This window comes from Candidatus Zixiibacteriota bacterium, assembly GCA_040753875.1.
GTDB lineage: Bacteria > Zixibacteria > MSB-5A5 > GN15 > FEB-12 > DATKJY01.
Map to the genome: position 1 here is coordinate 21,062 of JBFMDV010000015.1, position 22,058 is coordinate 43,119.

General features: G+C 56.6%; 17 protein-coding genes. All 17 read left to right on the forward strand.

Features of this window, described 5'->3' with window-relative positions; genetic code table 11:
* The first annotated feature begins 9 nt into the window (after positions 1-9).
* The 17 genes from AB1644_05830 to AB1644_05910 all read left to right on the forward strand — a co-directional run bounded on the left by AB1644_05830 (position 10) and on the right by AB1644_05910 (position 22,016).
* Positions 10-3,327, forward strand: coding sequence for a T9SS type A sorting domain-containing protein (locus tag AB1644_05830; GenBank protein MEW6050565.1), 3,318 nt, complete (start codon positions 10-12; stop codon positions 3,325-3,327).
* A 14-nt stretch (positions 3,328-3,341) separates the two neighbouring features.
* Complete coding sequence (locus AB1644_05835) at positions 3,342-4,253, forward strand: DUF5683 domain-containing protein (GenBank protein ID MEW6050566.1); 912 nt, start codon at positions 3,342-3,344, stop codon at positions 4,251-4,253.
* Position 4,254: 1 nt separating this feature from the next.
* Positions 4,255-5,064, forward strand: a complete 810-nt coding sequence (locus AB1644_05840) for a hypothetical protein (GenBank protein ID MEW6050567.1) — start codon at positions 4,255-4,257, stop codon at positions 5,062-5,064.
* 2 nt (positions 5,065-5,066) lie between these two features.
* Positions 5,067-6,032 carry an NHL repeat-containing protein gene (locus tag AB1644_05845; protein ID MEW6050568.1) on the forward strand — a complete coding sequence of 322 codons (966 nt, stop codon included), beginning with the start codon at positions 5,067-5,069 and terminating at the stop codon, positions 6,030-6,032.
* An 11-nt stretch (positions 6,033-6,043) separates the two neighbouring features.
* A complete protein-coding gene (locus tag AB1644_05850) occupies positions 6,044-9,274 on the forward strand; it encodes a hypothetical protein (GenBank protein MEW6050569.1) in 3,231 nt (1,076 codons plus the stop codon).
* Between the two features lie 2 nt (positions 9,275-9,276).
* Complete coding sequence (locus tag AB1644_05855) at positions 9,277-10,905, forward strand: BamA/TamA family outer membrane protein (protein MEW6050570.1); 1,629 nt, start codon at positions 9,277-9,279, stop codon at positions 10,903-10,905.
* A gap of 38 nt (positions 10,906-10,943) precedes the next feature.
* Positions 10,944-11,795, forward strand: a complete 852-nt coding sequence (locus AB1644_05860) for a UbiA family prenyltransferase (GenBank protein MEW6050571.1) — start codon at positions 10,944-10,946, stop codon at positions 11,793-11,795.
* Positions 11,796-11,922: 127 nt separating this feature from the next.
* The gene (locus tag AB1644_05865) at positions 11,923-12,825 is read left to right on the forward strand and encodes a BatD family protein (GenBank protein MEW6050572.1); all 903 of its coding nucleotides are present in this window, start codon (positions 11,923-11,925) and stop codon (positions 12,823-12,825) included.
* Complete coding sequence (locus AB1644_05870; protein ID MEW6050573.1) at positions 12,825-13,814, forward strand: MoxR family ATPase; 990 nt, start codon at positions 12,825-12,827, stop codon at positions 13,812-13,814. Before AB1644_05865 ends, AB1644_05870 begins: the two co-directional genes overlap by 1 nt.
* A gap of 9 nt (positions 13,815-13,823) precedes the next feature.
* On the forward strand, positions 13,824-14,699 hold the full coding sequence (locus AB1644_05875; GenBank protein MEW6050574.1) for a DUF58 domain-containing protein: 876 nt from the start codon (positions 13,824-13,826) through the stop codon (positions 14,697-14,699).
* Positions 14,699-15,619: a hypothetical protein gene (locus AB1644_05880; GenBank protein ID MEW6050575.1), complete on the forward strand. Its 921-nt coding sequence runs from the start codon at positions 14,699-14,701 to the stop codon at positions 15,617-15,619. The genes AB1644_05875 and AB1644_05880 overlap by 1 nt, the downstream gene beginning before the upstream one ends.
* A gap of 12 nt (positions 15,620-15,631) precedes the next feature.
* Complete coding sequence (locus tag AB1644_05885) at positions 15,632-16,669, forward strand: hypothetical protein (GenBank protein ID MEW6050576.1); 1,038 nt, start codon at positions 15,632-15,634, stop codon at positions 16,667-16,669.
* Positions 16,666-17,715: a VWA domain-containing protein gene (locus AB1644_05890; protein ID MEW6050577.1), complete on the forward strand. Its 1,050-nt coding sequence runs from the start codon at positions 16,666-16,668 to the stop codon at positions 17,713-17,715. The genes AB1644_05885 and AB1644_05890 overlap by 4 nt, the downstream gene beginning before the upstream one ends.
* A gap of 14 nt (positions 17,716-17,729) precedes the next feature.
* Entirely contained in the window at positions 17,730-18,752 is a 1,023-nt protein-coding gene (locus AB1644_05895) for a VWA domain-containing protein (protein ID MEW6050578.1), read from the forward strand.
* The gene (locus AB1644_05900) at positions 18,745-19,467 is read left to right on the forward strand and encodes a tetratricopeptide repeat protein (GenBank protein MEW6050579.1); all 723 of its coding nucleotides are present in this window, start codon (positions 18,745-18,747) and stop codon (positions 19,465-19,467) included. The genes AB1644_05895 and AB1644_05900 overlap by 8 nt, the downstream gene beginning before the upstream one ends.
* On the forward strand, positions 19,442-21,265 hold the full coding sequence (locus AB1644_05905) for a BatD family protein (protein ID MEW6050580.1): 1,824 nt from the start codon (positions 19,442-19,444) through the stop codon (positions 21,263-21,265). Before AB1644_05900 ends, AB1644_05905 begins: the two co-directional genes overlap by 26 nt.
* Positions 21,258-22,016 (forward strand): tetratricopeptide repeat protein, encoded by a 759-nt coding sequence (locus AB1644_05910; protein MEW6050581.1) that lies wholly within the window; start codon positions 21,258-21,260, stop codon positions 22,014-22,016. Before AB1644_05905 ends, AB1644_05910 begins: the two co-directional genes overlap by 8 nt.
* Positions 22,017-22,058: the final 42 nt, after the last annotated feature.

The following is a 22,058-nucleotide window of genomic DNA, read 5'->3' on the forward strand; positions in this document are numbered from 1 at the left end:
GATGGAGTGGTGACCCGAAAGAATTGGACTCTTTCGAACATATACATGGGTTTGATGGCTCCGGCGCTTGCCGCCGGAGTCATCGCTGCTGACGGGCTCCTGCCCGCAACACGCGTCCCGGCAGAGACAACGGGTCGTGAAAACCGGGTCGTGCATCAGTGTCTGACGCCGGAGGCAGCTCGCCGTCCGGCCTTCGATCTGCCGCGCAAATCCCCCTGGTCGCTGCCGACCCAGGCGTTGGCGGCTGATTTTGACACCACTATTCATATCCTTGTCCTGCGTTTCAATTTCCAGTACGAGAACACCGATGATCCCAACACCACCGGCCGGGGCACGATGGATTTGTCGAAGCCCAGGGCGACGGCACAGGATTCGGCGGACTACTACAACGCCGTGGGGCACTGGATCGATCCGCCGCCGCACGACAGCGAATATTTTGATGCGCAACTCAGGGCACTCCGCACGTACTGGGAGTTTGTCTCGGATCAGAAAGTAACTCTCTCGTGGGACATCTTCCCTTCGGGCCGCGAGGTGATCTATCAACTGCCGCAGCCGATGAACTACTACGGTCTGTGCGATTCGCCGGTTGTCGGACTAGAGCGGTTCTTTGTGGATTGCATCCAAACCGCCGATACCGACAACGCCATTGATTTTTCGCAGTATCACGCCATCATGCTCTTCCACGCCGGCTCGGATCGACAGAACGATATCGGTTTCCCCGAAACCTGTGCCGATCTGTTCACCGGATTTATCCGGTTTGGCGATTCGATTTCCGTGGATAACGGCGCTACGTATGTGCGCGATGCCGTCATGATGCCGGAAACATCGAGTCAGGATGGTCGCGCCACCGCCTTGAACGCCGTCATGGCGCACGAATTCGGCCACCAGCTGGGACTTGTCGATCTGTACAGCACGTACAACTTCATGTCGCAGCTCGGTGATTTCGCGCTGATGGATAACAACGGCTTCGGCACCGGTATCGATTTCGGCTTTAATGTCGGCAAAGTATTCGGCGCCATTCCGATCTATGCGGAAGCCTGGTCGCGGGCGTATCTCGGATATGTTCCGGTGGTCGATTTTCGCCAGGGTTCGGACATCCGGCTGGTGGCGGCCGAGGTTGCCTCAGCCGGGATACGGATCGCACGCGTTCCCATTTCCGAGAACGAATATTATCTCATCGAGAACCGCATCGAGGATATCGATGGTTTGCAGGCGTTTGCCCGAGTTGACTCCAACACCAATGTCATTCTCGGTCCGGCCGATGCCAGCCGCCGTCTCAACGGGGAGTACGATTTTCTCTGCCCCGGCTCCGGTATGCTCATCTACCATGTCGATGAGGGAGTGGCCGGGTTGGATTACGACAGCGACGGTCTCAACAATTTCGACGATAACGATCTCCAGTGGGACCCCAAACGGCGATTTATCAGTCTGGTCGAGGGGGATGGCGTGATCAATTTCGGCGGCAATTATCGGTCCGGCTACGGCCGGCCTGAGGATATGTATCGCGATGACCGTAACACCGCGTTCACGCCGAACACGAACCCGCAATCGATCGACAACAGCGGCAATAACACGCACGTCTATGTCACCGACATCAGGCGGGACACGATAACACTTCCGGGTCAGCGGACCCCGATCTTCCTGGACAGCGTGATGCGCTTTGACGTCGAGACCAGAGGTCTGGTGAACGGCTTTCCGGTGCGGGCCGGCTATCCCGTGTATGGACTCAACCTGGTCGCCGATGACCTTGACGGTGACGGCACTGATGAAGTTGTCGTTGCGTCCGGCCGTATGTTGTCGGCTATTACAACTGGCGGCGAGAACTTCCTCCGCAAAACGACCGGTTGTCTGGCCTGTCCGATTTTTGAAGACACCGCCAGATCATCCACCAGCCCCGGTGTCCCATATGCGGTCCCGTTGTATTTTCTGGCTCCTGCCACTATCACCGCCAGTCCTGTCACCGGTGATTTCGGCGCCGGTATTGCGTCGAAGTTCGTGGCTTTTGGTTATGGTCTCGGCCTTACCGGCGGGCGCGTTTTGGTGCTGACGCCGACCGACAACGACTTTGACGGTATGGCGGACCTGGCGCTTGATACTCTGGTGACGTTCGGCTTTCCTGTCGCGCTCAGCTTTGGTGAGCGACTCTGGATACTCACCGTTGACACATCCTGTGGTTCATCCGGTTCCTGCACGGGACTGCTGTACCGGCTGGACAATCTGGCGGCGCCGCTCATTCCGATTGACACGATTCACCAGCCTGAATTTCATGGACTGTGTCGCGCAGGAGAGAATCTGCTCGTATTTGCAGGAACCTCAACCGAATCCAAGCTGTATGTCTATGGCGATGCGATAGACTCTGTCTCGCTTGGTAGCTACTACACGCTCGGCCCGATCAGCGTGGACTTGGGCCGAGATAACAACGCGGATATTATTGTGGCCAGTACCGATGGCCGTTTTGCGGCGGTGCCGTTGGATACCTCCGGTGCGACTCCCTCGTTCGGGGTTGTCAGGAGCGTTGCTACCGGTGACCAGTTCACCGATAATCCAATAGCCAGCGATGTCGATCTCGATGGCCTGCCGGATATTGTAATCGTTGGTCCCAACACCATATATGCCTTTGGCCATGATCTAATCCTCAAATCCAATTTCCCAATCGCGGTCGATGATCGCTACCCGTCTACCGACATCATAGCATCTCCTGTCAGTGCTGATATCGATCGCGGTGTTGCGCCTGAGACGGTGTTTCCGACCGATGTCGGCAATCTGTATTCGTTTGGCAAATCGGACGCCGCCATTCCTTCGTCCCGCTATCTGCTGACATCCGGTTTTCCGCTTTCAGCAGGGGAGAAGGGGGCAGGTTCACCGGTGATTCTGCGTGATTCCACCGGCGGCAAGCTCGGCTTTCTGGGCGCCGATGGCTGGTTCTACTTGTGGGATGTCGATGCCGACAGCGTTCATAATTTCTGGCCCATGGGAGGGGTCGATCCAGAGGGCTCATACGAGTTGAAGTCTGCGCGCCTTGGCGCGCCGCAAAGTTGGCCGGACAATTACGTTGCCGAGCAGTTTTATAACTATCCCAATCCCGCAACCGATGGCCGCACGTTTTTTAGATATTTTCTTGGCGGTCCGGCTCAGAAAGTCACCTTGACCGTGTATGATCTTTCCGGCAGGGAGGTTGCATCACTGGCCGGTACGACGCAAGCCGGCGACAACGAGCAGCCCTGGGATTGCAGTAACGTTACCCCGGGTGTCTACCGTTGCCGCATCAAGGTCGATTTCGGCGGCGATGCCAAAACTGATTTTACCGACGTGGCGGTTATACGATGAAGGAGTTGTCAATTGTGACAAAATGCAGTGTCAGCCTGTTCATAATACTGGCGAGTTCGACCATGTCCGTGGCGTCGAATTCTTCCGAGCCGCCCCAGGGAATCTCGATCCTGACAGCCGAGCACATGAGCATCAGATATTCATCGAGTCTGTCCCAATTCCAGGAAGGGCCGGCCGGAGGGGCCGGTTCCAAGTCGGATGCCGACGTTCGCGTAACCGGGCACAAGAGCCCTGCGAAGGCGTTCCTGCTGAGCGCGGCAGTTCCGGGACTCGGACAGTTCTATAACGGCAGCAAGCTCAAAGCCGCGGCGTTTTTCACCGCCGATGTCGCCGCGTGGGTACTTCACTTCAAGTGGCAGAGCGATGCCGACGATATGACGGACGCATTTAATGCCTTCAATGACGCGCACTGGAGCCGCGATACGTACGAAAACAAGTATCTGCAATGGGCGTACGGAGTGAATGACGACGAGCTGATTGACGAACAGGAGATCAGCCACCGTCTGCCGAACACCAAGACCCAACAATACTATGAAATGACGGGCAAATACGACCAGTTCGCCTGGGGCTGGGATGATGCCGAGTACAACGGCAACACCATCGACGATTACGGTCCGCCTCCTAATAATGATCCGCCGCTCCGGATCACCGACGCCGTCTTTGCTCCCACATCGGCCCGCCGGAATGCCTATGAGACCATGCGTCACGACGCCAACAACAAATACGATCAGGCTCGGGCGATGGTGATCGCAGCGCTGGCCAACCGGATGATATCCGGGTTCGAGGCGTTGTTTGCGGCCAAGCACCACAATTCCCAGGCGGGCAAGAGGTCCAAAGAGTTTTCGCGGATCAGCGTTCGAACGTCGCTGAAATCGTACCACGCTCGCCGTGACACGCCTTTTGTCGGGATTGCATACAGGTTCTAACATGCGAGTCAGGCACGCCATTCGATTATTTCGTCCAGCCGCCATGGTGCTGCTTGTGACGGCATCTGCGAGCGGTTCGAACCTGGTGCGTTCCACTCCCGTCCAGGAGGCACTTCGGAGCCAGATACTGATGGGTGGGCCACCGAGCACTTCTTCGTTCGCGCTGTCCGCCGCGCCTTTCGAGGAAGAAACGAGGACGAAGTCCAACGTGCCCGGTCGCAAGCATGGCTGGAAAGCCGTTCTATTTTCGGCTGCTGTTCCCGGAGCAGGAGAGTATTATCTCGGCCACCGTGGTCGCGCCCGGATTTTCTTCACGGGCGAGGCTCTGTCCTGGATCGGCTACGTGTCGTTTCAGATGTACGGTCATTGGCGCGAAGATGATCTCATCCGCTTTGCCCGGGAAAGGGCCAACGCACAGCTCGACGGCAAGTCCGATTTCTTCCAGGATATGGTCGGTTTCTATACCGATATTGACGAGTACAATTCATTCGGCCGAGTAGCGGATCCGGACCGGCCGTACTTGTTCGATTCGCCGGAGAACCACTGGCGTTGGCAGAATCTTGAGGATCAGGCGGCGTATCGCGCGATAAAAAACCGCAGTCGCGAGGCGTACCGCCGGTCCGATTTCATGATCGGCGCCATGATTGTCAATCGCCTCGTTTCTGTCATCGATGTGTTCCAGATTCTCATTCGTTCCAAACGGGGGTTCGAGGAATCCGGCTCCATGGAATCGTCCAATCGCCTTCGAGTTCAACTTGACCCCGGTTCGACCACCCGCCAGGTTGTGGTCACTGTGCCCGCACCGTTCTGACCATGTCCCGCACGATTCGCCTGTTTGTGGCCGTTAGCCTGACCACCGTCCTTGCAACCTGCTCGCGTCCTCCGCAAATCGCACGACAGGCTGCCGGCGCGGTCAAAGATCAGGTGCCCGAAGCGCTCATCGTCGAACAAGAAATTGCGGGGCCGATGCTGTCGCAGTCGCTTCGCGGACCATCGTCCGTCGTCGTTGATTTTCGGGGTGCCGTCTACATTTGCGATGCCGGCAACAATCGGATCATCAAGCTCGACAACAAGCTCAAACCGATCAAGGATCATGGCGGGTTTGGCGCCGCCCCCGGCCTCTTCAGTGCACCGGCGTATATGTCGATCGACAACAGCCTCAATCTTTGGGTCAGCGAGACCGGCAACCGTCGGCTCTCACGGTTCGACGGCGAATTGAACTTTGTCGATGCGCTGGAGTTCACCGACGATTCCGATCTGCTCAAGTTCGGCACCCCGGCCGGTGTGGCTGCGACACAATATGGTACTCTGTGGGTGGCCGACCGGGACCGCAGCCGGGTGGCCGTCTTCAACAACGTAGGGACATTCGAGCAGTTCGTGGGGGACTTTGGATCCAGTGGCGGACCGTTGTCGCAGCCTGTGAAGGTCGTCCTGTTTGACCGGGAGAATTATGCCGTGTGCGATGCCGGCAATGGGCGGGTTGCCATATACGATTCTTACGGCAATTTTCTGCGCAAGGTCGCGGACATCGCTCTCAAGACTCCGGTCGCCTGTGCTTTTGTCGGCGCCGATCTGTGGGTATTGGACCGCCGGGGGATTCTGGCGTGTTTCTCTGCGTCAGGGCATAAGCTGTTTGAAACCGGCCCGTTGCTTACGGGAAATGCCGTGCCGTTGAAAAGCCCCTCGGATATCGCTCTGCTGAACGATGATCGACTGCTCATCGTCGACACTGGCAACGACCGCCTGCTTCTTTGCCGAATCGTCTACCAGCAACCATAGGCGGTGCATACATGGTTCGGCATTCCTTTGGAATCCTTGTTGCCGCCACCATTGGTTTCATCACTCCGGCCGCGCTTTGTGGTCACACTGCCCGCGTGTATGTAGGCGCCGAAATCCCTGACCGAGTCTGTCTTCAGCCTCCCGGCATGATCAGCGGCTCGGATTCTCTGTTTCTCAATGGACGACCGGTAACGCGCGGTCTTGAATACTCGTACAACATCACATCCCGCTGTTTCGATCTGAGTCGCTTGCCGGTCGATGCCACCGACACGCTTCGCATTACGTTCATTGAGTTGCCGGCCTGGTTGAATCAGTCATTTGGACGCCCGATCCCTGAGACAAACGTGCCCGCAGCAATACAAGCTGCTGCACCGCTGACCACATCGCCTCCAAGAACTCCTTTTCCCGGTAATATGAAGATCTCCGGCTACAAGTCATTTCGCGTTTCTGCCGGGACTTCGGGTGAGACCGATTTTGGCCAAACGCTCGACCTCAAAGTGGCAGGTGAAATTTCACCCGGCGTGACGCTCACGGGAGCGGTGTCGGATCGCGGCTATGATCCGTCGTATGGGAGCCTCAACAGCCGTCTCAACGAACTGGACAAACTGTATCTTCGGCTGGACTCTCGCCGGTTGGTCGCACAGGTTGGTGACATCACACTTTCCGGACTCCGTTCAAGGCCGTCCACGCGGCTCTCCGGCGCGACCTTTAATCTCACATTTCCCAAATGGGAAACACACGCCACCGCGGCGCGTCCGCAGGGACGTTTCGCCTCGGTCAAACTGAGCGGGCTCGCCGGATTTCAGGGGCCATATCAAATGGGAAACGAAAACCGGGCCGTACCGGTCGTGCCTGGTTCGGAGCGGGTCTGGCTGGACGGTGTCTTGATGGACCGTGGCGCCGACAAGGATTACACGGTCGATTACCCTTCGGGACAGATAACATTTAACGTGAATCACCCGATCGACCGACGCAGCCGCGTTGAGATCGATTACGAACCGCTGGCCGCCGCCTATCGCCAGGAACTGCTCGTGGCGGGCGGCGGAATAGCTTCTGCGGATTCGCTGTTCTTTGGCTCCGTCGAGGCGATTCGTGAGGGGGACGACCAGGGGCAGCCGCTCTCCGGCCAACTCACCGATGCCGACGAACAAACTCTGGCGATGGCCGGCGACTCAGACCTGTTTCGCTCCGGCGTGACGCCGGACAGTGCGGGTGACTATATTCTCATCACCGACAGCCTTCCCGATTCAGTGTTTCAGTTTGTCGGCGCTCCCAATGGCGATTATCGCGTCGCGTTTTCATTCGTGGGGCGACGGCGCGGAACGTATCGTTTTCTTGGCAACGGCAACTATCGATATGTCGGTGCAGATTCGGGCGATTATCTTCCGGTTATACTGGTAGCACGTCCTGAGCGAACCGTTTATTATCAGAGCCTTTTCGGTATTCGTCAGGTCTGGCTTGGTGAGCTAAAAACTGACATCAGGCAATCACGAAACGATCGCAATCTGTTTTCACGTATCGATGATGACGACAACGACGCTTTGTATTACCAGATCCGGTTGAACCGGACCTGGATCAGCCGCGGCACCGAGAACTATGTTCGCGGCTCGACATTGTCGCGTGATGCCAAGTTCCTTCAACGCGACCGCCTGGTGCAACCCGATCTTGCTCGATCGTACTTCCTGCCCGAAGGATACATCGTATCAGCTACTGAGAAAATTCATGAAGTAATGGTTCGCGAAACGCCAATATCCGGACTTACCCTCATGCCGGAGTACGGCACCCTCGACTATCGGGACAGCTTTCATTCCAGCCGTGGCCGCCTGTCCACCGAGATCGAACCAGTATCGTGGCTGCGTTTCGTTGCCCAGGCGCAGAATATCAGCTCGGACCTTCGGTCAGTCGGCGGCGGTGTCGCCAACACCTACGCAACTACTCTCCGTTCTCTGCCGCATGACCGACTCACTGTGGAATTGGGCGCTGAATACGACTCTCGCAAGAATCGTTACAGTATCGCTGAACGAGGTACCAAATACTGGCAGGGATTCGGCGCCGTAACGTTCGCGGGAGAATCGGTCAGATATGAGCGGCATCTCGAAGATACCCTCGTGAACAAGTGGCGTCGGTTGTTCATTCGGGATCGTCTTACGGCGGGCTCCGGCCGCACGATTGGCAACTTTACATACAGTCTTACAACGTCGCTCCAGCAAATCGCAGACACGCTGGGGGAACAGCGAAGTTTTCTCGGGCGCGGGACGTTTGGTTATTCGGATTCGCGTCACAACCTCAGTCTGACGGCCGCCTATTCGATCTCCGACGAACTTCGCAGCGCGCGAGGGATCGCCTATCTTGAAGTGGAACCGGGCCGCGGCAATTACGGTCTTGAAGAAGGGCGCTATATACCGGACCAAAACGGCAACTATATCCAGGTCGAGGAGATACTGTCTGACCGCGCCTCAGTGCGCCGAGGCCAAAAGTCCTTTCAGATCAGCAAGCGATGGGCGCAGGGGGAAACTCGTTTCTCCAGCGACATTCAGGAAGAACTGCTCGATGACGGTAAGCGGAACGTGCTCTGGGCGCTGCCTTTTTACTCTGATCCCGCGCAGCCATATCTGTTCTATGTTCGTCGGTACAACGGCGATCTCCGGCTCATTCGCTGGCGTGATATCTACGCGGTGAATTTCGCCTATTCTGAAGACCGGGAAGGGCGCTCGGTGGTGGGAATCAACCGCATCAAGAACGACCATAAAGGGAGTCTCGCTCTCCGGCAGGTATCTGGCGACTATTATTACACACAAACGGGCGAGCTATTCCGCTATGATCGAGACAGCTATTTTGCGGGTGGAGGCGTTGTCAATGGCTACCGCCTGGCGGCCAGCGTCCGCCGGACTACCCGGCAAGTCGAATTCGGTGTCGGCGGAAGCTTCAGGCATGCAAGCTCAGCGCTCGACGAACGGTCTCGTATATATACCGTTACAATCGACCACCTCTGGCGGCAGTATTCGCGAGGCGAGCTCCGGACACAAATTGAGTTTTATCGCCAGGATTTGATTAGTTCATCAGACGTGCCGTCGTACCAACTGATCGACAACCATTTTGGGAAGCGCGGCGTGCTCTGGTCTATCCTCTTTACCTATGGTGCGCGCGAACGTGTTCGCATCAACGTCTCGATGTCCGGCAGGCACGCCGACGATCGCACGGCGCGCGTGACGAGCCGCGGGGAACTGGTGGCGGGATTCTGACCATGGTACGCGCGTTTCTCATTTTCTTCACGCTCTTGAATTACGCAAGCAGTGATGCCTCAAAGATACCGGTACGAGTCGTCGGAAGTGATGCGGCGATACGCGACGAAATAGATCGGTATCTCCGCACGCTGTCCCCATCTGCCATGCCTGATTCCATGTTGACTGATTCGGTTCAGAGCTGGTTGGTAGGCCAAGGTTATCTGGAAGCCCAAGTGGCTACTACCGCCGATACATTGGCCATCAACCCCGGGGCCTGTTTTCAGCTCGAGTGCGTTCGGGTTTCGAATGATACGTTGGCGATTTGCGAACTTGCCAGACCATTCACGCGCGAAAACCTGGAATCGGCGATCGACTCGGTGCTCGATCATTTCCGCTCTCAGGGGCACTACTACGCGCGGGCGTCTGTAGATTCGGTCGACATGTATCATCTTGGGGTGACTGTGGTGTTAAATCTCACACCGGGTCCAGTGGTTACGGTGTCCGACATACACTACGAAGGGCTCACCCGAAGCAGACCATCCCTTATCGATCGATATGTCAGTGTGCGAGCCGGCGATACGATCACTGATGATTATATTCGACATTCCGAGGCGCGAGCTTCCCGTGCGCCGTTTGTTGGTTTCGAGCCTCCTGTCACCGTGAGACCTCGGGCGGGGTACAACCAGGCTGACCTCACCCTGCATTTTCGAGAACGCCCACAGGTGTCGCTGTTTGGCGGGCTGGCGTACCAACCGGACGACGACCGTCGGGTGTTATTTAATCTGGACATGACGCTTCGGAACCTGTTCGGCGACGGGAGACTTGTCTCCTTTCTGGCCGACCATCGCGACGCCAACCGCAATACTCTGCACCTTGTCTATGGCCAGCCGTTGTTTCTGGCGGGAATCGGTTGGTTGAACGCCGGCGTTCAATCTCGTGACTATCGAGACCAATTCTATGAACTCGGGGCGTTGGTCGGCTATACCGCCCAGAGCGGTGAGGCATTGAGTCTGGGTTTCGATCTCGGCTTCAAACGGGTTGAACCGTCGCTCGGCCCCAACCGATACCGTCGCTACGCGGCCGGGCTTACTCTGACTCGCGCAGGATTTGATGACCCGCAAAACCCTTCGCGCGGTCTCAACCTCCGGTCGTCTGTTTCGTATGCGTTCCGGCGGTATACCGATGATTCCGCCAACATCGTCGGAGGTCCAAACTTCAGTGAAACACACGCTTCATTCGAGGCAGACATGGTTCAGCCGCTCTGGGGGGGAATGGTTGGACGCGTGGTACTGGCGTATCGCGGCTTCGAAACCTCAGAGTCGCTGCCGCCAATGTCGGAGCTTCAATTTGTCGGTGGTCCGGGAACCCTGCGTGGCTACCGCACCGAACAGTTCGCCGTTCAGCGGACGGCGCTCGCCACACTGGAGCCTCGCTACCGGTTCGCAGCGGGGCATCTGTTTACCTTCATTGACTTCGCTTATCTGAACAGGCCCACGGCCAACGGTACGGAGGAACTGTTTCGGTACGGCTACGGAATCGGATTTGGTGCTCGCGACTTGACACGCTCCATCAGGATTTCGCTCGGATGGAATCCGGACGTTCGGTTTGACCAGCCTCGCCTCTCGGTTGACCTCGCCACCGATCTATAGTTGTTGTGAACTCTCTCGACAGTGTGTATAGTCGATCTGTGAATTCTATCCTCGCCATCCTCCGCCTCACACGGGTTGGCAATTGCATCATGGCTGCTATTGCGGTATTGATCGGCGTGCATCTTGGCGGTGCGATGGTTCTTTCGGCAGCCGGGCTGTTTGCGGCGCTTGGGACTTTCCTGGTGTGTGCTGCAGGTAACACACACAACGATATTCTGGATATTGATATTGACCGTATCAGTCACCCCAATCGCGTATTGGTGCAGGGTGTTGTTTCCACCAGATTGGCGATTACAGTCGTCATTATCTGCGATCTGGCCGCAGTGGCGTTGGCGTCGCTCGTCAACGCAGCGGTCTTGTTCATGGCGCTTGGGGCGATTTTGCTTCTGCTCATATACAACTCTTTACTCAAGAGAATGCCTGGGGCGGGAAATCTGATTATCGCCGCTCTGGCCGGACTCACCATATTGGCCGGAGGCGTGGTCGCCACGACGCTGGATGAGATCGCTTGGTTTCGGCTCCTGGCGGGCGCCCTGTTTGCCTTCCTGGTGCATCTCGTTCGGGAGATTGTCAAAGACATCCTCGACATCCCCGGGGACAAGGCCGCCGGTGTTCGCACTCTCCCACAGCTCATCGGAACGCCCGCCGCGTTGGCGATCTGCCTTGGGCTGGGTATTCTGCTGGTCGCCGCCACAGTTGTGCCGGTCCTCGCCAACTGGTTCAACTGGTACTTCGCGGTGATCGTACTCGTTCTCATAGACCTCCCGCTATTGGGCATGCTTAACCTGGTATGGTTTCGTCCCAATGAAGCAAGACTACGATTGACGGTTGCGGTGCTCAAGACAGCCATGGCGGTTGGGATGGCCGCCCTCGTGGTCGGAACATTGTAGCGGGTTGAAACAATTCCGATTGAATCAAGTATAATCTGCCGACGGTCCGCACTTGCGGCTAACTAAACACTTGACAAAAGGTTACGTCGAATTAGTTTGTCTGCCCACTTGGCGATAGGGACTCAATGTGAGCAGAGTTGGTAAGTTCTTGGGGCTTGTCCTACTGGTCGCGGCCGGCGTTTACCGGGCGGCTCAGGCAGGGGACATATCGCTTTCCCAGTCTTTGGATCGTTCGGAAATACCGTACGAAGAGAAAGCAGTCCTCGAAATCGTCGTGAGCTGGCACGGGAACCAGGCGGCCTATCGGTTCGACCGGCCACTGCAGCCGAAACTCGATAAACTCAGAGTCAGAGAGTTCAGCTCGACTATCAGTTCGGAAGGGAGCGGCACGGACGAGGTAACCACCAAGCGGTTCCGATATGCACTGGTGCCCACCTCATCAGGTACTGGCCGCATCGAACCGATGGTTATCAACTATGCCAGTTGGCCGGACAGCCTGCCCGGTGAGTTGGTGACCGAAGCCATGACACTAAGCATTGCGCCGGCCAGGAAGGTCGCCAAACCGGCCAGTCTGACCGAAAACCTGCGAATTCTCCTGGCCGTTGCTGCCGGGATCGTGGTGGTCGGTGGCGTAGGGTTGGGATTGTTTATTCGGGCGCGAAACAAACGTCCCAAACCGGTTGTACAAACTCCGGCCGAGTTGTTTCTGGAACGATTGGAGCAGCTTCGCACCGAATCGTCGGGCGACCTCAAGAAGTTTCAAACCGGCCTGTACAAGCAGTTGTTGTGGTATTTGTCAGCTCAGTTTGGTCTTCAGTTTTCTAACGAACCGGTAGAAGAGATTGTGAAACGATGTGAATCTGTCGGCATGCCGACCGCCCAGAAAGCGGCGATCGGCAATTGGCTGCTCCAGGCCGATCGCGTCAAATTCAGCCCGGTCGAACCGGCGCCGGGGGAGACCGTCCGGCTCGAATCGGAGATTCGCCGCTTCTTTGAGACAATAACGCCCACCCGCAATGTGGAGGATTGATGCATACCGATATCCAACAGATACAGGCCACCGTAGAAAAAGAAGCCGCCTTTGTCGAGAAGTTATCCGGCCAGATCAGCTCCGTAATAGTCGGCCAGAAGTACCTGATCGACCGGCTCTTGATAGGCATACTCTCGAACGGACATATTCTCATCGAGGGGGTACCGGGGCTGGCCAAAACCTTGTCCGTAAAAACGTTGGCGGATGCCATCAAGCTCAAGTTCCAGCGGCTCCAATTCACACCGGACCTGCTTCCCGCGGACCTGATCGGCACCATGATTTACAATCCGCAGAAGGCGGAGTTCACGGTCAAGAAGGGCCCGGTGTTTGCCAACATCATATTAGCCGATGAGATCAACCGTGCTCCTGCAAAAGTGCAGTCAGCACTGCTTGAGGCGATGCAGGAGCGCCAAGTGACAATCGGCGAGCATTCCTACAAGCTGGATGAACCATTCCTGGTCCTGGCCACCCAGAACCCGATCGAGCAGGAGGGCACCTATCCGTTGCCGGAAGCCCAGATCGACAGGTTCATGCTGATGCTCAAGATCACGTACCCGAGCCCCGCCGAAGAACGCATTATCATGGATCGCAACACCGCCGTCGAGACGATCGTCGTGGAGCAGGTAATATCGCCCAAAGATATCGTGCACGCCCGCGAGGTGGTGCGGTCGATCTATGTCGACGAGAAGATTAAGGAATATATTATCAATATCATCTTTGCCACGCGCGAGCCGGCCAAGTATCGTCTCAACGACCTGACCAGCCTGATCGCGTTCGGCGCCTCGCCACGCGCCACCATCTATTTGAACCTGGCCGCCAAGGCGCATGCGTTCCTCAAGGGACGCGGCTACGTGACACCGGAGGATATCAAGGCGATCGGGGCCGATGTTCTGCGCCACCGCATTCTGCTGACCTACGAGGCGGAGGCCGAAGAGATCAGCTCTGATGATATTGTGAAGAAGCTGTTTGACGCCGTCGAGGTGCCGTAAGAGCGAGCCATGATACCCAAGGAGGTACTCAAAAAAGTCCGGCGTATTGAGATCCGGACCAAGCGACTGGTCAACGATCTCTTCTCGGGCGAATACCATTCCACGTTCAAAGGACACGGCATGGAGTTCGAGGAAGTACGCCTCTATCAGCCGGGGGATGATGTTCGGCTGATCGACTGGAATGTCACCGCCCGCACCGGCCATCCGTACATCAAGAAGTTCCGCGAAGAGCGCGAACTGTCGGTGGTGTTGCTGTTCGATGCGTCATCGTCGGGCCGATTCGGCACCCGGGACCGATTCAAAAGCGATACTGCCGCCGAGCTGTGCGCGCTGTTGGCCTTCTCCGCCATCAAGAACAACGACAAAGTCGGCCTGATCATTTTCACCGACCGGATCGAGATGTTCGTCCCCCCCAAAAAGGGGCGCGCCCACGTGCTGCGCTTGATACGAGAGATCCTCTATTTCCGGCCCACCGGTATCGGCACCGATATCGCCGGCGCCCTTGAGTATTTCAGTCGCGTCATCAAGCGCAAGTCGGTCGTGTTCCTGATCTCGGACTTTCTTTCCACCGGATTTTACAAGCCGTTGCAAATCGCCAATAACAAGCATGATGTCATCGCCATGAAGATCACTGACCCGCGGGAATCTGTATTCGATGATTTTGGCCTCCTGGAGCTCGAGGACACTGAGACCGGCGAGGTGCTTTTGGTCGACACCGGCTCCCGGGCGTTCCGCCGCGAGTTTGCTGCCCGGGCGCAGGAAGATTATATCAATCTGAAAAAGGGATTCCAGGTGATCAATCTCGATTTCATCGATATCAAGACCGACCAGTCGTACATCGTGCCGCTCATCAATTTCTTCCGCATGAGGGAGAGGAGACACTGATGGCACTTCGCAGCAGTCGGGCCGGCGGTATCGTCGGCGCAGCCGCTTATGCTATCCTGATAGTGGCGTTGTTCGGCTCGTGCGGTGAGAAGGGGACCGGCGTGTCGGTGGATCAACGCAAGAAGATCGCCGGCGAACTGCGTGACAACAAGCTCTATACGGCAGCAATCGAGGAATACACGGCGCTTCTTGACGGTGATGATCTGGATAACAAGCAGCGCGGCACGATCAGCTATCTCATCGGGCGGGTGTATTTCGAGGATCTCAAGGATTTCAGCAGTGCCGCCGCCTACTTTGTACGAGCGCGCGAGTATGACCCGCAGGGTTCGTATAACGACGAAGCGTCTCGTAACCTGGTCGCCTGCTTTGAGAAGATGGGGCACCTGGCGGATGCCAAGCGGGAGCTGAATGCGACCACGTCGGTCGATGCCGCGCCGCATCAGTCCGGCGATGTCGAAGTCGCGCGTATCGATGGCACCCCGATCTGGAAATCGGAGGTCGAACGGCAACTGCAGAGTCTCCCCCCCAAGGCGCAGCAACAGTTCCTTTCGACAGAGGGTAAACGCCAGTTCGTGCGCCAGTATGTGGGTATTGAACTCATGTATCGTGCCGCGGTACGCGAAGGCTACGACCGGGACCCCAATATCCAGCAGAAGCGGGACGAACTACTCAAGAGCCTTGTTGTTGACAAGTATGTGGTCGACAAAGTCATACCGGAAGTGCATATCGATACTGCCGACGTGCGTAACTTTTACCTCGCCAATAAGAGCTCCCGGTACCAGGGGGCGCCGTATGATTCCGTCAAAGCACAGGTGTTCTTGGATTACCAGAGCGAAAAAGCCCAGACAGCATTCAACGACTACATCGGCCGTCTGGCAGCTGGTGAGAAAGTTGAGTTTCTGGATCAGAACGTCAAATGACCGATTAGATCGATGCCGTTAAGTCTACGCAACATACTCTGCAGTGCACTGTACCTGGCACTTGCTCTGGCCTCAGCGTCATCGGGCTCGGCGCAAGACCCGGCCGATACTGTTGGTTCGCTGCCGGGGATCGAAATACAGACATCGGTCGACCTCGCCGAGGCATTTGTAGGCGATCTGATCACGTATCGGCTTTCCATCATTCATGACTCCGATATCCGACTGGTCCCGCCGCCACTCGGCGCCAATCTTGGCGCTTTTGACGTGAAAGATTATGAGCCAGATGTCGAGACGAAGCTTCCCGACGGACGTATCAAGAGCGAAACCAAATTCGTGCTCAGCACCTTTACTACCGGTGACTACATCATTCCACCGCTCCCGATGATGTTCGAACTCAGAGACAGTACACGCAAGGTCATGCTTTCCGAAGCAGTTCCGATCAAAGTCAAATCGCTGCTGGAGAACGCCGGTGACTCGATGGATATTCGTCCCCTCAAACCGCAGTATGAATTCAAGCGGAACCTGACGCCTTACTATATTGCCGGGGCCGCCAGCCTGCTGCTTCTGGTGATTGCCATTCTGGTCTTAAGGCGACTGCGGAAAGGGAAAGGGGTGGCCGAAGTAATCGACCTGCGCGCGCCGTGGGAGATCGCGTTCGAGAAGCTCGCCTTTCTGCGCGAAAGCAGACTGCTCGATGACGGCAAGCACAAGCAGTTCTATATCGAACTCACCGAGATCATCCGCGCGTATCTCGGGCGTGTATACCGCGTGGCCGTGCTGGACATGACCACCGAAGAATTCCTGTCCGGTTGCCGCGACATGCAACAGCCCACGGGGCTTCTGGAAAAGACCGAGACATTGCTACATCACGCCGACTTGGTGAAATTTGCCAAACTCCAGCCGGAGCGGGAGCAGGCTGATGAAGATTTCCTACTCGGCCACGATATTGTGGAGATCGTCCGTGCCGACCAGGAGCGTCAAAATCAGGTTCAAGTGCACAACAGCGCGAGCACGCCCCAAGGAGCCGCTGCTTCCGGAGGTGCCTCATGATGGCCAATCTCGAGTTCGGAGGCCTTGGACTTAATCTCTTCGGCCCCGATACCAGCGTGATCCCGGCCTGGATTATCTTCCTTATCGGCGCCGTGGTGCTGGCGGCCATGCTGGCGTATTACTTCAAGAGAAAACGGTTTCGATCCGCAACGCTCAAGTACTCCGACATCCGCATCGTCAAGCGTGCCGCCCGGTCCAACCGCCAACGGTACCGCTTTGTGCTGCCGGCCCTTCGGCTCATGGCAGTTGCGTTGTTCGTCCTTGCCTTCGCGCGCCCGCGCCTGGGCACCGAGGTCACTGATATCGACTCCGAGGGTATCGACATCATGATGGTGCTCGATATCTCCTCTTCGATGCTGGCCGAGGATTTCAAGCCGGTAAACCGCGTCACCGTGGCTAAAGAGGAGCTCAAGAAATTCGTCACTAAGCGTCCGAATGACCGCATCGGCTTGGTAATCTTTTCCCGCTACGCCTTCACCCAATGCCCCTTGACAGTCGATCATGGTGTGCTCATGAATTTTGTCGATCAGGTGAATGTAGGCGATGTTGAGGACGGCACCGCGATCGGGATGGCGATTGCCACCGGTGTAAACCGGCTGCGCGAGTCCGACTCCAAGTCGAAAGTCATGGTGCTCCTGACCGACGGCGACAACAACGCCGGTGAGATCGATCCGCTCACGGCAGCGAATCTGGCGGCCGCTATGGGTGTCAAAATATACACGATCGGCGTCGGTAAGCCGGGGAACGCCATGTTCCCGTATCAGGACCCGCTGTTCGGCAAGCGATACATCTACCAGCCGGTGCGTATCGATGAGGCCTCGCTTCGCGAGATCGCCGCCAAGACCGGTGGCCGCTATTTTCGCGCCAAGTCGGGCGAAGAGCTCGACCAAATCTATAGTATGATCGACGCCTTGGAGAAAACAAAGATCAACATCTCGGCGCACATTCAGTATCATGAGTTGTTCCCATTATTCACCTATGCCGGGCTCATCCTGCTGGCGCTCGAGTTAATACTGACCAACACCTATTTCAGGAAGTTGCCGTAGGAGCATATTAGACGATGCGTTTCGCCGAACCGCTGCATTTCGCCCTGTTGCTTGGCGTGCTCATGCTGGGCAGTTTTATGTTTTGGGCGCTGGCACGCAAGAAACGGCTCCTGGCAAGATTCGGCGACCTGCCGCTTCTGCTCAAGACGGCGCCCTATATTTCGTTTGCCCGCCAGCGGAGCAAAGCGCTGCTGACGCTTCTTGGCCTCACATTCGTTGTGCTGACACTGGCCCGCCTGCAATTCGGCACCCACATGGAGATGCTGAAACGCGAAGGGATCGACATCATTGTGGCGCTTGATGTCTCCAACTCTATGCTGGCGCAGGATATGAAACCGAATCGTCTGGAGAAGGCAAAGCAGGAACTCCGCTCTATCATCGACCGCTTGAAAGGAGACAGGATCGGGCTTGTTGCGTTCGCCGGCGAGGCGTACGTACAATGTCCGTTGACTCTCGATTATGGCGCCGCCCGGATGTTGTTGTCCGTCATGGACAATACCTCTGTCTCCGTACAGGGAACCTCGATCCGCTCGGCCATCGAAGTGGCCGAGAAATCGTTCGAACAGCGTGAGAAAAAACACAAGGTTCTGCTTCTACTTACCGATGGAGAAGATTTGGAGGGGGGCGCCGAGGACGCCGCCGAAGAAGCCCGCAAGGATGGCATAAAAATATACACCGTCGGCATCGGCAACCCGAACGGCGAGCCGATCCCGATCCTGGATCGAAGCGGCAACCAGGTCGGGTTCAAGAAAGACGAGAACGGTGAAGTGATCGTTTCACGGCTCGATGAAATGGCGCTCCAGAAGATCGCCCTCGCTACTGGTGGCAAGTATTACAACGCTTCAGCCGGTGAGATGGAGCTGGATCGAATTTTCGATGATATCGGTAAAATGGAAAAGAAGGAACTTGAAGGCGCGCTGGTGACCCGGTATGATGACCGGTACCAGTGGCCGCTCCTGTTCGCTCTCTTGTTTATTGTGGGAGAGTTTTTTGTGTCGGAGCGAAAAAAGACGGCCGGGGATAGTAGCAATGAGTAAACTGCGGATAAGCTGTCTGTTGCTCTGTATCCTCGCATCGGTACAGATCGCCACGGCGCAAGGATACGTGGCCAAGGTGAAAAAGGGGAATGAGGCGCTCAAGACGGGCGACAGCAAGTCCGCGCTTGACTATTACCACGATGCCGAGACCGATATTCCCGAATCCCCCGAACTGAGCTACAATATCGCCGGCGCACTGCACCAGCAAAAAGGGTTCGAGGAAGCGGTCGCCGAGTACCAAAAAGCGCTCAAATCGACCGATATCAGCCTGGAAGCACATGCGCAGTACAACCTCGGCAACACGTTCTACCGTATGGGAGATTATGAGAAGGCAATCACCAGCTATGAGAATGCGCTCAAAGACGATCCGCGTGATATGGATGCCAAATTCAACCTGGAGCTGGCGCGTAAACAACTAAAAGAGCAGACCAAGCCGCAGCAGCAGCAACAGAAGCAGCAGGATCAGCAGAATAAGCAGGACCAGAAACAGAACCAGGACCAACAGAAGCAGCAACAGCAGGACAAGCAAAGTCAGCAGGACAAAGACCAGAGTCAGAATCCGGACCAGCGTGAACAGAATAACCCCAAGGAACAGAAAATGTCCAAAGAGGACGCCGAGCGGATACTGAACTCGTTGCGTGATGATGAGCAAAAACTGCAGAAGAAAGCCAAGCGAGAGGTGGTGGCGGGTGATTACACCGGCAAAGACTGGTAACATCAAGACGGTTGCGGTCGGCGTTCTGTTTCTTCTGTTCGCCGCATCCGCTGCCGTGGCCGCCGATGAAATCGCCGTTTCGGTCAGTCTCAGCCCGATTACGATCGGGCTCGACGAACAAGCCAGTCTCCAAGTGACCGTCACCGGATCATCGCAGAGCCTGCCCGAGATACAGATGCCGTCGCTGCCGGCATTCGAGATCTATTCACAGGGGCATTCGAGCAACATCAGCATCGTCAATGGGCAAGTCAGTTCGTCCGTCACCACGACCTTTCTGATCGTCCCGCACAAGGCCGGCGTTTACCCGATCCAGGGGATCGCCGTCGTCAAGGACAACAAACGCTATGAGGGGAATGCGGTAACACTGACGGTCCTCAATAAGGGACAGTCGACCTCGCCGCAGCTGCAGCAGCGAGCTGCCGACACCCAGGGGAACGCACGCGATTACTTTCTGGAAGCGGCTGTCGACAAACGAAACCCCTATGTTAACGAACAAGTGACATTGACGCTGCGTTTCTATATTGGCGTCCAATACTACAGCAGTCCCGAACTCGATGAACCGACCACCACCGGGTTCTGGACCGAACTGCTCGGCAACAGCACACCGTATTTTCAGAAGATTAACGGTCGCAACTATCGGGTGATCGAACGCAAGTACGCGCTGTTTCCTACTCAGACGGGCGAATTGACCATTGGTCGCGCCACCATTTCGACCACCGTGGCGGCGCGCGCACAGCGTCGCGACCCCTTCGACATGTTCGGCGACCTCTTTCCTCAGGGAATGAAAGTCAGCACCCATTCGGAGTCGATCTCCATCAATGTACGTCAGTTGCCCCAGGCCGGCCGGCCAGCCGATTTCACCGGGACAGTTGGCCGATTCGCCATCACTGCCGATGCCGACAAGACCGAAGTCGAGGTGAATCAGCCGGTGACTGTCAAGGTGCGGATCAGCGGATCGGGCAATGTCAAGTCGGTCGGCGAGCCGGTCATCCCTGATTTGGTCGACTTCCGGGTCTATCGCGCCTCAAGTAGCGAAAACGTGGCCAAGGACAGCGACCGTATGGGAGGCACCAAGCTGTTTGAAGAGGTATTCATTCCCAAGCGGCCCGGCCTCCTTGAGATTCCCGCCCTTACGTTCAATTACTTCGATCCGTCCAAGGGGAAATACGAGACCGCCACGACCCGGGCCATGAACATCACCGTAAAGAAACCGGAAGGATATGTGGGCTCGCCCGATGTGCCGTACGCCAGTACCGGATTGACCGTGGGAAATGAAGCGCAGGATATTCGCTATATCAAAGATTCGCCCGGCGACCTTCGCCGACCAGGGCGGATAATCCTCTTGACTCCGCTTTATATGGCGGTCAACGGCGTGCCAGTACTGATCCTGGGCGGATTGATCTACGCGCGCAAACGCCGTGAACGACTGGCTACTGATATCCGCTATGCCCGTTCGCGCAGCGCGTCGCGCCTCGCTCGGAAGCGATTGGCCAAAGCACGGTCGCTTGCCAAACTCGACTCCGCCGGCGAATTCTACGGCGAGCTCAGCCTGGCTGTGACCTCGTTCATTGCCGACAAACTGAATATCTCGCCGCATGGCCTCACTTCGGCTCGCATCACAGAACTGCTGAAAGAGAAAGGGGCAGGGGAAAAGTTGATTGCCGATGCCTCCGGCTTCCTGCAGACATGCGATTTCGCGCGGTTTGCACCGGCCTCACTGACCGAAACCGATCTGACCAAAGCCTTGGAGAGCGCCGAGCAGGTCATGATGCAGATGGAGGGGCTCAAATATGCGTAGGTGCCTGCTCATCTGCTCAGTGTTGTTTCTTTCGTTCCTCAGCGCGACATTGGTCGCCGCATCTCTCGACGACGATTTCCGGCTTGGCAACAACGCCTATGAGAATAAGTTATACGACGATGCCATCGCGTCCTACTCTCGTGTTCTCGCCGGTGGGCTTGAGTCCTCAAACCTGTATTTCAATCTCGGCAACGCCTATTTCAAGAAAGGGGATCTCGGGCACGCCATCGTCAATTACCTCAAGGCATCGCGTCTTAGCCCCGGTGACGAAGACATCAAGAGTAACCTGGCGTTTGCGCGCAAGTTCACGAGCGTGCAGATGGAAGGTGTCCAACTGAATCCGGTGCGCGGTCTGCTCACATCGATCGTCGATCGATTCCGGCTCTCCACGCTGGCCTGGTTGTCGTCGCTGTTATTCTTGTCGTTCATCTCCCTGCTCATCATCCGATTCGGGATCGGTATTATCGATGATCGGATTCGACCATTGGCGATAGTCGCTCTGTCATTGTTTGTTCTCGCCTCGGCACTGACCACCTTCAAATATCGGTCCGAATTCCAGACCCGGCATGCTGTCATCGTCGCGCAGGAATGTCCGGTCCGTACCGGACCAACCGACCAGTCCGACCTTGAGCTCCAGGGTGCACCGGGTCTGGTGGTTGAGATTGTCTCGGAATCGAACGACTATTACAACGTTGTGTTTGAGAACATGCGCCGCGGCTGGATTAAGAAGAGTCTGGTTGCGGAAGTCTGACCGGTTATGGTCGGTTCCAGCCATGTTATTTGATTGACACAC

Bases quoted from the DNA above. Each gene is read 5' to 3' on its own strand.
- AB1644_05870 (MEW6050573.1), top strand. From the start codon at position 12,825: ATGCATACCGATATCCAACAGATACAGGCCACCGTAGAAAAAGAAGCC.
- AB1644_05840 (MEW6050567.1), top strand. From the start codon at position 4,255: ATGCGAGTCAGGCACGCCATTCGATTATTTCGTCCAGCCGCCATGGTG.
- AB1644_05900 (MEW6050579.1), top strand. From the start codon at position 18,745: ATGAGTAAACTGCGGATAAGCTGTCTGTTGCTCTGTATCCTCGCATCG.
- AB1644_05885 (MEW6050576.1), top strand. From the start codon at position 15,632: ATGCCGTTAAGTCTACGCAACATACTCTGCAGTGCACTGTACCTGGCA.
- AB1644_05895 (MEW6050578.1), top strand. From the start codon at position 17,730: ATGCGTTTCGCCGAACCGCTGCATTTCGCCCTGTTGCTTGGCGTGCTC.
- AB1644_05880 (MEW6050575.1), top strand. From the start codon at position 14,699: ATGGCACTTCGCAGCAGTCGGGCCGGCGGTATCGTCGGCGCAGCCGCT.
- AB1644_05845 (MEW6050568.1), top strand. From the start codon at position 5,067: ATGTCCCGCACGATTCGCCTGTTTGTGGCCGTTAGCCTGACCACCGTC.
- AB1644_05875 (MEW6050574.1), top strand. From the start codon at position 13,824: ATGATACCCAAGGAGGTACTCAAAAAAGTCCGGCGTATTGAGATCCGG.
- AB1644_05850 (MEW6050569.1), top strand. From the start codon at position 6,044: ATGGTTCGGCATTCCTTTGGAATCCTTGTTGCCGCCACCATTGGTTTC.
- AB1644_05855 (MEW6050570.1), top strand. From the start codon at position 9,277: ATGGTACGCGCGTTTCTCATTTTCTTCACGCTCTTGAATTACGCAAGC.
- AB1644_05910 (MEW6050581.1), top strand. From the start codon at position 21,258: ATGCGTAGGTGCCTGCTCATCTGCTCAGTGTTGTTTCTTTCGTTCCTC.
- AB1644_05890 (MEW6050577.1), top strand. From the start codon at position 16,666: ATGATGGCCAATCTCGAGTTCGGAGGCCTTGGACTTAATCTCTTCGGC.